At 50.3% G+C, this 8,186-nt stretch carries 11 protein-coding genes; 2 read left to right on the top strand and 9 right to left on the bottom strand.

Annotated features, from left to right (window positions below; genetic code table 11):
- From G1ANC_RS02835 to G1ANC_RS02795, 9 genes are all read right to left on the bottom strand, one after another.
- The coding region (locus tag G1ANC_RS02835; protein ID WP_206660719.1) for an aminoacyl--tRNA ligase-related protein at positions 1–1,225 on the bottom strand (1,225 nt) is incomplete at its 3' end.
- A 115-nt stretch (positions 1,226–1,340) separates the two neighbouring features.
- Positions 1,341–2,015: a DNA repair protein RecO gene (recO, locus tag G1ANC_RS02830; RefSeq protein ID WP_206660718.1), complete on the bottom strand. Its 675-nt coding sequence runs from the start codon at positions 2,013–2,015 to the stop codon at positions 1,341–1,343.
- The gene (locus G1ANC_RS02825) at positions 2,012–2,377 is read right to left on the bottom strand and encodes a response regulator (RefSeq protein ID WP_129693509.1); all 366 of its coding nucleotides are present in this window, start codon (positions 2,375–2,377) and stop codon (positions 2,012–2,014) included. The genes recO and G1ANC_RS02825 overlap by 4 nt, the downstream gene beginning before the upstream one ends.
- Complete coding sequence (locus tag G1ANC_RS02820) at positions 2,374–3,093, bottom strand: sensor histidine kinase KdpD (protein WP_129693508.1); 720 nt, start codon at positions 3,091–3,093, stop codon at positions 2,374–2,376. Before G1ANC_RS02820 ends, G1ANC_RS02825 begins: the two co-directional genes overlap by 4 nt.
- Before the next feature lie 51 nt (positions 3,094–3,144).
- Positions 3,145–3,807 carry a hypothetical protein gene (locus G1ANC_RS02815; protein WP_129693507.1) on the bottom strand — a complete coding sequence of 221 codons (663 nt, stop codon included), beginning with the start codon at positions 3,805–3,807 and terminating at the stop codon, positions 3,145–3,147.
- A 40-nt stretch (positions 3,808–3,847) separates the two neighbouring features.
- Positions 3,848–4,351: a hypothetical protein gene (locus G1ANC_RS02810; protein WP_129693506.1), complete on the bottom strand. Its 504-nt coding sequence runs from the start codon at positions 4,349–4,351 to the stop codon at positions 3,848–3,850.
- Positions 4,348–4,548 (bottom strand): exodeoxyribonuclease VII small subunit, encoded by a 201-nt coding sequence (gene xseB / locus G1ANC_RS02805; RefSeq protein WP_129693505.1) that lies wholly within the window; start codon positions 4,546–4,548, stop codon positions 4,348–4,350. The genes G1ANC_RS02810 and xseB overlap by 4 nt, the downstream gene beginning before the upstream one ends.
- Positions 4,532–5,632: an exodeoxyribonuclease VII large subunit gene (xseA, locus tag G1ANC_RS02800; protein WP_129693504.1), complete on the bottom strand. Its 1,101-nt coding sequence runs from the start codon at positions 5,630–5,632 to the stop codon at positions 4,532–4,534. Before xseA ends, xseB begins: the two co-directional genes overlap by 17 nt.
- On the bottom strand, positions 5,598–6,653 hold the full coding sequence (locus G1ANC_RS02795; protein WP_164997997.1) for a lysylphosphatidylglycerol synthase transmembrane domain-containing protein: 1,056 nt from the start codon (positions 6,651–6,653) through the stop codon (positions 5,598–5,600). The genes xseA and G1ANC_RS02795 overlap by 35 nt, the downstream gene beginning before the upstream one ends.
- Before the next feature lie 21 nt (positions 6,654–6,674).
- On the opposite strand from G1ANC_RS02795, the gene G1ANC_RS02790 reads away from it, so the two are divergent.
- Together G1ANC_RS02790 and G1ANC_RS02785 are read left to right on the top strand one after the other, a co-directional pair.
- The gene (locus G1ANC_RS02790; RefSeq protein ID WP_129693502.1) at positions 6,675–7,859 is read left to right on the top strand and encodes a TRM11 family methyltransferase; all 1,185 of its coding nucleotides are present in this window, start codon (positions 6,675–6,677) and stop codon (positions 7,857–7,859) included.
- Positions 7,860–7,977: 118 nt separating this feature from the next.
- Positions 7,978–8,186: 50S ribosomal protein L27 (locus tag G1ANC_RS02785; RefSeq protein ID WP_129693501.1), on the top strand; the 209-nt coding region annotated here is incomplete at its 3' end.

Genomic DNA, 8,186 nt, shown 5'->3' with positions numbered 1-8,186 from the left:
CCAAATGCTCTGGCAACGCCAAATACACCCGCTTTTCACCGTTTTGCTCGTCCTCACGGTACGCACTCGAGAGCACCGCCATCAGCGCTCGCTCCACACCAAACGACGGCTCAATGACGTGCGGAACAAATTTTGTGTTCGTCCCCTTGACGGTGTACTCCATGCTCTTACCGCTGGCGCGCTGGATGTTCATGAGGTCAAAATCAGTCCGGTACGCAATTCCCATCAACTCTTCGCGGCCAATTGGATAATCGTATTCGATATCAATCGTCTTTTTGCTATAGTGCGCCCGATCCTCCGCCGGTACGTCCAACTCGTGTATATGATCTGGGTTCAAGCCTAGCTCCGCCAAAAACGCATGCGTCGCCGCAAGTAGTTCATCAAACGCCTCCTGCCAATGCTCGGGATCGACGAAATATTCAATCTCCATCTGCTCAAACTCGCGGCAGCGGAAGACGAAGTCACGCGGCGCAATTTCATTGCGAAACGCCTTGCCCTGCTGAGCGATACCAAACGGCAAATTCGGGTAGAAGCTATCAACGACGTTTTTGAAATTAGTGAAGATGCCTTGGGCGGTTTCGGGGCGGAGATATACTAAGCCTGCCTGTCTGTCCTCAAGGTATCTACCGATAGAGCCAATATATTTTTCTAACGCATCAAGAGCGTTGTAGCTACTCACCTGCTGGTCTGCTAGTTGCTTCCAACCCTCTATTGTCTTCTGTAATTCTTCAACGCCAGATTCAAAATGTACACTACTAGTTAATGCAGCAGACCCAGCGGTCGTCTTGAACATCATGTTGAAGGTGCGCGACTTACTTAGCGGATTGCCATCGGGGCTCTTGATGCCTTGTTCAGCAATTACTGCATCCATCTGCTCCATGGTCATGCCGTCCGCGTCAATGCCGTTGTCCTTGAGAATATGATCGGTGCGGTAGCGTCGGTGATTAACCGTGTCTTCACACAGCGGATCGACGAAGGTATCCACATGCCCGCTCGCCTGCCAGACCTTCTGATTCATCAGAATCGCCGCATCGACGCCGTATATATCATCACGCTCGTCAACAAACCGGCGCCACCACAAATTCATGATATTACGCTTCAGTTGCACGCCCAGCGGACCATAATCCCAGGTGCCAGAAAGACCACCATACACATCCGACCCCTGATAAATAAAGCCGCGGCGCTTACACAGGCTAATAATATCTTCCATTTTTGCTTGACTCACAAGAAGTCTCCTTTCTCCTCTCTGCGTTGGTGAGCGCGAGCACTTAACTCTTTATGTTTTAGTATAACACGCTTTGGTTTTCAGCAGTTTCGCTATAAAGCGACCAATTCAACGGCTAAACTCCAGCATGTTGGCGAGCCAATAACCAGCAACCTGACAATATCTGCTCAACCCCGCCAATTTGCGCCACCAGTCGCAACGATTTATTCGCTGCTAAGCGCAAAAACTTAATATGATCAGCAGTAAGCTCTCCTTGCTCGCTTAACCGCAAGCCTCGTTCAATCGAATCATACATGTAGCGCTTTTGGCGATCAAGCGGTTGGCCAGCAACATCGTTCACCAAACTCAGCTCATAGCCTGTTAGCTCAGCGTAGCGCAAATAAAACCATACTTGCACCAACTGCAAAGAAACTACATCGCCCAAGCCCGCCAGCGTCTCGTTCAACACTTCAAACCACTCTGGAATATCAACATCGCGGCTAGCCCGCTCGACCAGCCTGATACATTCATAACCAAATTGTAAGCGGTCGTAGTCCTGCAAAATCTGGCGGTAAAAGCAATCAAGCCGCGCTTGCGTAATCGTATACAAGCTGCCCTTGCCGCGGCGCAATACTAAGTCGCTAACCGCAAATAGTTCGATGCCGCCAGCTAAACGGCTTTTCTCGCGCCGTACGCCGCGCGCTATAGCACTGCGTTGCCCTAGCGGCGTTAATAGCGTCAAAATGCGATCTGCCTCGCCGTAATTCGTCCGGCGCAGCACTATCGCTTTAGTACGTTCAATACCAATCACCTCAATACCTCTCTTACAGCCCTAGCGATATCATCTGGATGCATCGATACTTTGTCTAATAATAATCGCACGCCGTACGGCCGCAACTGCTCGAGAGTGATGTCATTTGCACTTGTTGTACACACGACAACAGGAATGCGGCCTAGGTCGTCATACGATTGCAACTCGTGCAGCAGCACTAAACCATTTGGGCCCGGCATGAATAAATCAAGAATAATCACCGCGGGTCGAAAACTATCTATCAAATCAAGCGCTTCTATGGCATTTGGAGCGCTCTGTACTACCATACCGTTGTACTCGAGACGCCGCGTAAACAGTTTCGCTAGCCACTCGTCATCATCGATTACTAGCACGCGCGTCATAATAGCCTCAGCTGTGTCGACGCTGGTACATCAACATAAAAAGTTGCGCCATCGCGGTGACGGATAACGCCAATTTGCGCGCCAATAGCTAAGGCAAACTCATTAGCGATAAACATGCCCAGCCCGCTACTACCTGGACGATTATGCAGCGGCAGCGGCTCGCGCAACCCTTGGCGCAACGCCCGCCAAGCTAGCGCTGGAATTGCCGGTCCAAAATCACGTACCCCGATCCGTACCCGCTGATTACTGTCGGTAGCCCGCACCGAGATCGCTACCGACGAATCATCAGCGCTATAGTGTAGTGCGTTATCAGCAAAGTTAGCAACGATTCGCCGCAATAAATCACGATTTGCCACCATTAGTCGCTGACGAGATTTTACCTGGGTTTTTAGAGATTTATTATGAGCATGGTACAGCGGTTGAAGTTCGCTCATCACTTCGTTGCAAAGGCCAGCCGCATCAATCGCTTCTAACGTGAATAAGGCGTTTTCTAGGCGGCGAGCTTTAGTTAAATCTGTCGTCAAGCGCAGCGCCCTTTCAGCCGTTAGTGTAATTCGCTGCGCCAAGACGGCCCGCTCAAGCGCCGTATACTCCCCTGCTTCTAGCTCAATCGCCAGCTGGCGAATTAGGGCAAGCGGTGCTTTCAGCTCGTGCGCCGCTACCACAAACGACGGCGAATCTGCCCACAAACCAGTCTGCGCCTTACCCTCCTGCATACACCTAGTTTAGCATGCTGCAACAGGCTGTTCTAGCACAAGCAAAAATACTTATTCGTTGAATTTGAGAGTCTTCAGCAGCTTCTCGTAGTCAGCAGTGAAAACGTCGCCGTCAGTACGCATCGTCAGTGTACGATCGCGCATCTTCAACAGTACTGCCGTACCAAAAGTATCTTTATCAAAATTACCGACCAGCTTGGTGCCTGTATGCTTACCATCGTTGTAAACGCTCGACTTCAGGTCGCCTCTTTTAATTAACGGATCGTAAGTAGACACAGATTTGTCATAAGTCTTTTGCTCAATCGTTATCCTCAGGGCAATCTTCGACTCTCTGGTAATCGGCGGGATTGTCACTGGGTTCAAATAGGCTTCATAAGTCACGCCGCCGCCTTTGCTGATATCGGTTGCCTGATAAGCGCTCCAAGTCTTGGGATACTCAAACGTCAAGGCGCCGTAATCTGACGGCCCGTTAAACTGCCGATTCGGCTCTTTCTCGCGCTTTTCGAAGTCGCTCTCTAGCTTCTCGCTATTCTCTTTGACGGCTTGAGCTTTAGCTGTCTCGATTTTCTCGTCGACGTTTTCTTTCTGGTCGAGATATTGCATATATGACCAAATACTAAAACCGCCAAACCCCAGCACCAACACTACCAATACCGCAATAGCGACAATACTGCCAGTGATGGCGCCTTTTTCTGTATGATGCCTACTCTTCATGCTTACGATTATACTTTGTCGAGACTAAATATGCAAAGGTTTAACTTTGCGGCTGCAGCAAATAGAGATTGTGCGCGCCCGCGGTCTTGTGCAAAGTAAGCCCAGCTGCCTCGAAACCGTAGCTCAACAGCCAAATATCATGTCTAAGGCGGTTAGTCTCATGCTGTAAATATTGGACCATCTTGGCGATATCACGACCGTCGCCAAAAAGATAAACGACCGTCGTCTCGGCTGGCAGCGGCGTATGCCAAAAATTAGCTAACCGCACCGACACTTTCTCGTCATGCCGCGATAACCAACGTGAAATCAGTACTAGCAGCGGTTGTAGTTCGTAACCAATCGCCCGCGCGCCGCGGCGGCTCGCTTCGCGCAGCACTACACCGTCGCCCGAGCCAATATCCACCAACACGTCGGTTTTTTTGAGCCGATATAGCTCATCAAAAGCTTTTTGCAAATCGCGGCGCCGCGACGGTACGTACGGTGCGCCCGTGAAAGCCACGAAGCCAAACAGCAGCACCACGGCCGCAATGGCGGCGAAAATCACGCGAATTTTTCCTTGAGGACGGTAATTTTGTTACGCAAACCGTTCAAATCTTTTTCGATATCGCTAGCTAGTTTCTCGGCTGCTTGATAGCGCTCTATCGCCTGTTCAATATCGAAGTCATCGCTTTCAAACCATGCAACCATCTGGCGCAGCTCTTCGATTTTTTGGTTGATAGTTTTCTCATTTTTGCTTGACATTTTTAACCTCCGCTTTGATAATTATTTTTTCTTCCTCGATACTAATCACTTCGCCTATTTCGGTCGAACCGCACACAATCGCGTAACCACGCACCAGCGCCAACTGCGGATTGTACGCTGCCAAAATCCGCTGGAATTGCTTGATTTCGCTCGTTAAAACGTCAGTTCTGCTATCTAGATGTAGCAATGCGCGCTGCCGCAAGTTATCAACCTCACTACTTAAATCGCCAATCGCTGACTCCGTCCGATAGGCCATGCCGTCAACCAGCGCTTTTATTTCTCGCAGCAGTTCTCGCCGGTCTGGCACAATGATTTGTGCTGCATTACTCGGCGTAGAAGCCCGCACATCGGCAGCCAAATCCGCCAGCGTCATATCGACTTCATGGCCAATACCAACCAATGTCGGCACGCGGCTGGCAGCAATCGCTCTAACCAATAATTCATCGTTAAACGTATTCAAATCATCAGCACTGCCGCCGCCGCGAATGATCACCAGCACCTCGGGCGGCGTTTGACTCTCGTTAAAACGATTAATCGCCGCAACAATCTGATCAGCCGCCGCCTCGCCTTGCACTTGAACATGCGCTACGTCAATCTGCAAGCCGCCCCAGCGCTCATTTACGATTTTGATAAAGTCCGCGTAGCCTGCCGCCTGAGTGCTGCTTATCACGCCGATACGCGCTGGAATTTGCGGCAAACAACGCTTACGCTCCGCGGCAAATATTCCTTCCTTCTCCAACTTAGTACGCAACAGCTGGAAACTTTTGCGCAAGCTGCCCTCGCCTAGCGGACGATAATTTTGCACGGTCACGCTAAATTTGCCCCACTTCGTCACTTTGGGCTGCGCCCGCACCACTAGCTTCATGCCGTCTTCAATCGGCGTTCGCAGTTGATAAACTGGCATAAAGCAACCGACGCTCGCTTCCTCGTCTTTCAAGTCAAAAAACACCCATTTGCCTTGGTTTACTTTGAAGTTGGCGACCTCGCCCTCAATCTCAACAGAGCTGCACGAAAACTCCAGCACTTGATTAATCAGCTCGACGAAACCGCTAACGCCGAACCTTGGAATCGGATTTTCGTCCATATTTCACTATTGTTAGCTGGTAAAATACATAGCCTAGCAACAGCGCCGTCAGCAGCACAATTACCCGGTAAAGCACAATCGCTGCAATCGACTGGCCACTGCCTATACCTGATAAAGCCAAAACGCTAACCATGATTGCCTCGTAGGCGCCCGTTCCGCCCGGCGTTACCACAATGAATCCAGCAATCGTCGCTATGCCATAAGCAATCAAAATCGACGCCGGGTTGACACTCATTCCCAGCGCCTGAAAAGTAATCCAGATCGGCGCAATTTCGGTAGCGGTAAATAACATCGCCCACAAAAACGGCTTCAGCAACACGCGCTTATCGCGCTTTAGCTCGTTAAAATCGTCGTGCATATCATAGAAAAACTTCTCTATCGACTCCCGCTTCAACACCACCTGCGGCCGCCGCGCAAAAAATGACGCCGTACCGTTAGTTATCATCGTAATCCTCTTGGCTAATTTTTTCATCCGGTGGACGCTATTCAAAAAGTAGGCGCCCAGCAGCGTCGCCATCACCAGCAAAAATACCAGCGTTGAGCTCATCAAAATTATCCAGCGGTTAACACGGCCGTCAATCGTCACCATCAAAACAGAAACTACCAAAAAGACCACAATCGCCATAAACCCCACCACATAACGCACAAATTGCGCCATCGTCGCCCGTCCGATTGGCACACCGTACTTGCCTAAGCGCCAATTAGCATACGAAATACCACTGACACCGCCGCTAGGAAAAGCATGATTAACAAAATTTAACTCTAGCGATATGCGTGCCAGAGTTGCCGGATTAATATTCTTCACGAAGCCTTTCTGACGCAAATACGAAAAAATCATCTCGCCAGTCGCCAAATATCCGGCCGCAATAATTGGCAACATCCACACAAGCTTGCCAAGGTCAATTTTACCTAGCAAACCCCAAGCATATACCAGTTCGCTTCTAGCTAGAAAAAGTATCAAAGCAATCAACAGCAACGTGGCAATACTCAACCACAATCGAAAAGACAGTCTCCTTTTCATACAATCTAGTATACTATATTTATGCATATCACAATACTTGGCCGCCAGCCAGCACTTGGAGTAGCCGAGCTAGAACAGCTCTACGGTGCTGACAATGTCCGATGGTTTTCGCAGCAAACAGCGCTTGTAGATTCGCCTGATTTTGACTTCGAGACCCTCGGCGGCAGCCAAAAAGCCGGCCGGGTCGTTCTCGAACTCGACCGCGGCAATTGGCTAACCGCCAGCCGCCAAATCGTTCAGCACTACGCCGCCAAATGGCGCGCCAGCGAGCATAAAATAACTCTTGGCATCAGCGCTTACGGCTTCAAAATCTCGCCGCGCGATGTCCAAAAAACCGGCTTGCTTATCAAGAAAAAATTACGCGACAGCGGCACTAGCTTACGTCTTATCCCGAACCCAGAAATCGCCCTCAACACCGCTGCTAGCCATCACAACAAGCTTGGGCTATCGCCGACGAAAGTTGAGCTGCTAGTCGTCCGAGCGCCGAATAATCGCCTCATCATCGCTGAAAGTGTCGGCGCCCAGAACATCACTGCGCTGGCCGCCCGCGACCAAGCTCGCCCGCGCACCGATGCTTTCGTCGGTATGCTACCGCCGAAATTAGCACGGATGATGATAAATCTATCTGGCGATACAAAACCTGGCCGCCTCTGGGATCCTTTTTGCGGTACTGGCACCGTTCTCCAAGAAGCGCGGCTCAAAGGGATAGACGTCTACGGTAGCGACCTAAGCCAAAAAATGGTTGATTATGCCACAGAAAACATGCAGTGGCTCGATAATAAATACCGAATCAACCCTCAATGGAAAATCTTTCAAGCTGATGCCACCGATGTCAAGCTCAATACTGCTCAAAAATCTGAAATCAACCGCGTCGTCTGCGAGGCCTACCTCGGCCAACCCTTCTCGGCCCCGCCGAAGCCCACCAAGCTCACCGCAGTCCGCGGTAACTGCAATCACATCATCAGCCAGTTTTTAGCAAACATCCGCCCGCAAATCAATCCGAGTACAGCACTAGTCGTCGCTGTGCCCGCCTGGCGCGACCATAGCGGTAAATTTACACATTTACCGCTTATTGATCAGTTAGCAGATTTAGGCTACCGACGCCTACATCTAAACTTAGTCAGCGACGAGCAGCTACTCTACTACCGCCAGAACCAGGTGGTGGCACGAGAAATCTTGCTGCTTAAACCTCTCGATGAAAATTAAAAGCAGCCCGCCCGCCAAGCTCGCGCCTGCTACAGTAATTACTTTCGTAAAGCTTGACATTTCCGATAGCTTCGCGTACAATAGCATAGATTGTCTTATATTAAATTAAAGGAGTTTTATGTCACACGTTAAAGCTGGCGGTTCGAGCGATAATACCCACAAAAGTGCTGGTAGGCGCAATGGCGTCAAGCGTTTCGGCGGGCAAAAAGTCAACCAGGGCGAGGTGCTAGTTCGCCAGACTGGCAGCACCAAAGTTGCCGGCCCAGGTACTTACATCAGCCGCAACTACACTATCCACGCAGCTAAGAGCGGCACCGTAGTTTTCAA

The sequence above is a fragment of the Candidatus Nanosynsacchari sp. TM7_ANC_38.39_G1_1 genome, assembly GCF_004138385.1.
The sequence above is the reverse complement of the archived record's forward strand: the minus strand, read 5'-3'. Positions and strand labels throughout refer to the sequence as shown.

Excerpts from the sequence above, each read along its gene's own strand:
- G1ANC_RS02825 (WP_129693509.1), bottom strand. The coding sequence starts at position 2,377 with ATGACGCGCGTGCTAGTAATCGATGATGACGAGTGGCTAGCGAAACTG.
- G1ANC_RS02820 (WP_129693508.1), bottom strand. The coding sequence starts at position 3,093 with ATGCAGGAGGGTAAGGCGCAGACTGGTTTGTGGGCAGATTCGCCGTCG.
- G1ANC_RS02815 (WP_129693507.1), bottom strand. The coding sequence starts at position 3,807 with ATGAAGAGTAGGCATCATACAGAAAAAGGCGCCATCACTGGCAGTATT.
- xseB (WP_129693505.1), bottom strand. The coding sequence starts at position 4,548 with ATGTCAAGCAAAAATGAGAAAACTATCAACCAAAAAATCGAAGAGCTG.
- xseA (WP_129693504.1), bottom strand. The coding sequence starts at position 5,632 with ATGGACGAAAATCCGATTCCAAGGTTCGGCGTTAGCGGTTTCGTCGAG.
- G1ANC_RS02795 (WP_164997997.1), bottom strand. The coding sequence starts at position 6,653 with ATGAAAAGGAGACTGTCTTTTCGATTGTGGTTGAGTATTGCCACGTTG.
- G1ANC_RS02790 (WP_129693502.1), top strand. The coding sequence starts at position 6,675 with ATGCATATCACAATACTTGGCCGCCAGCCAGCACTTGGAGTAGCCGAG.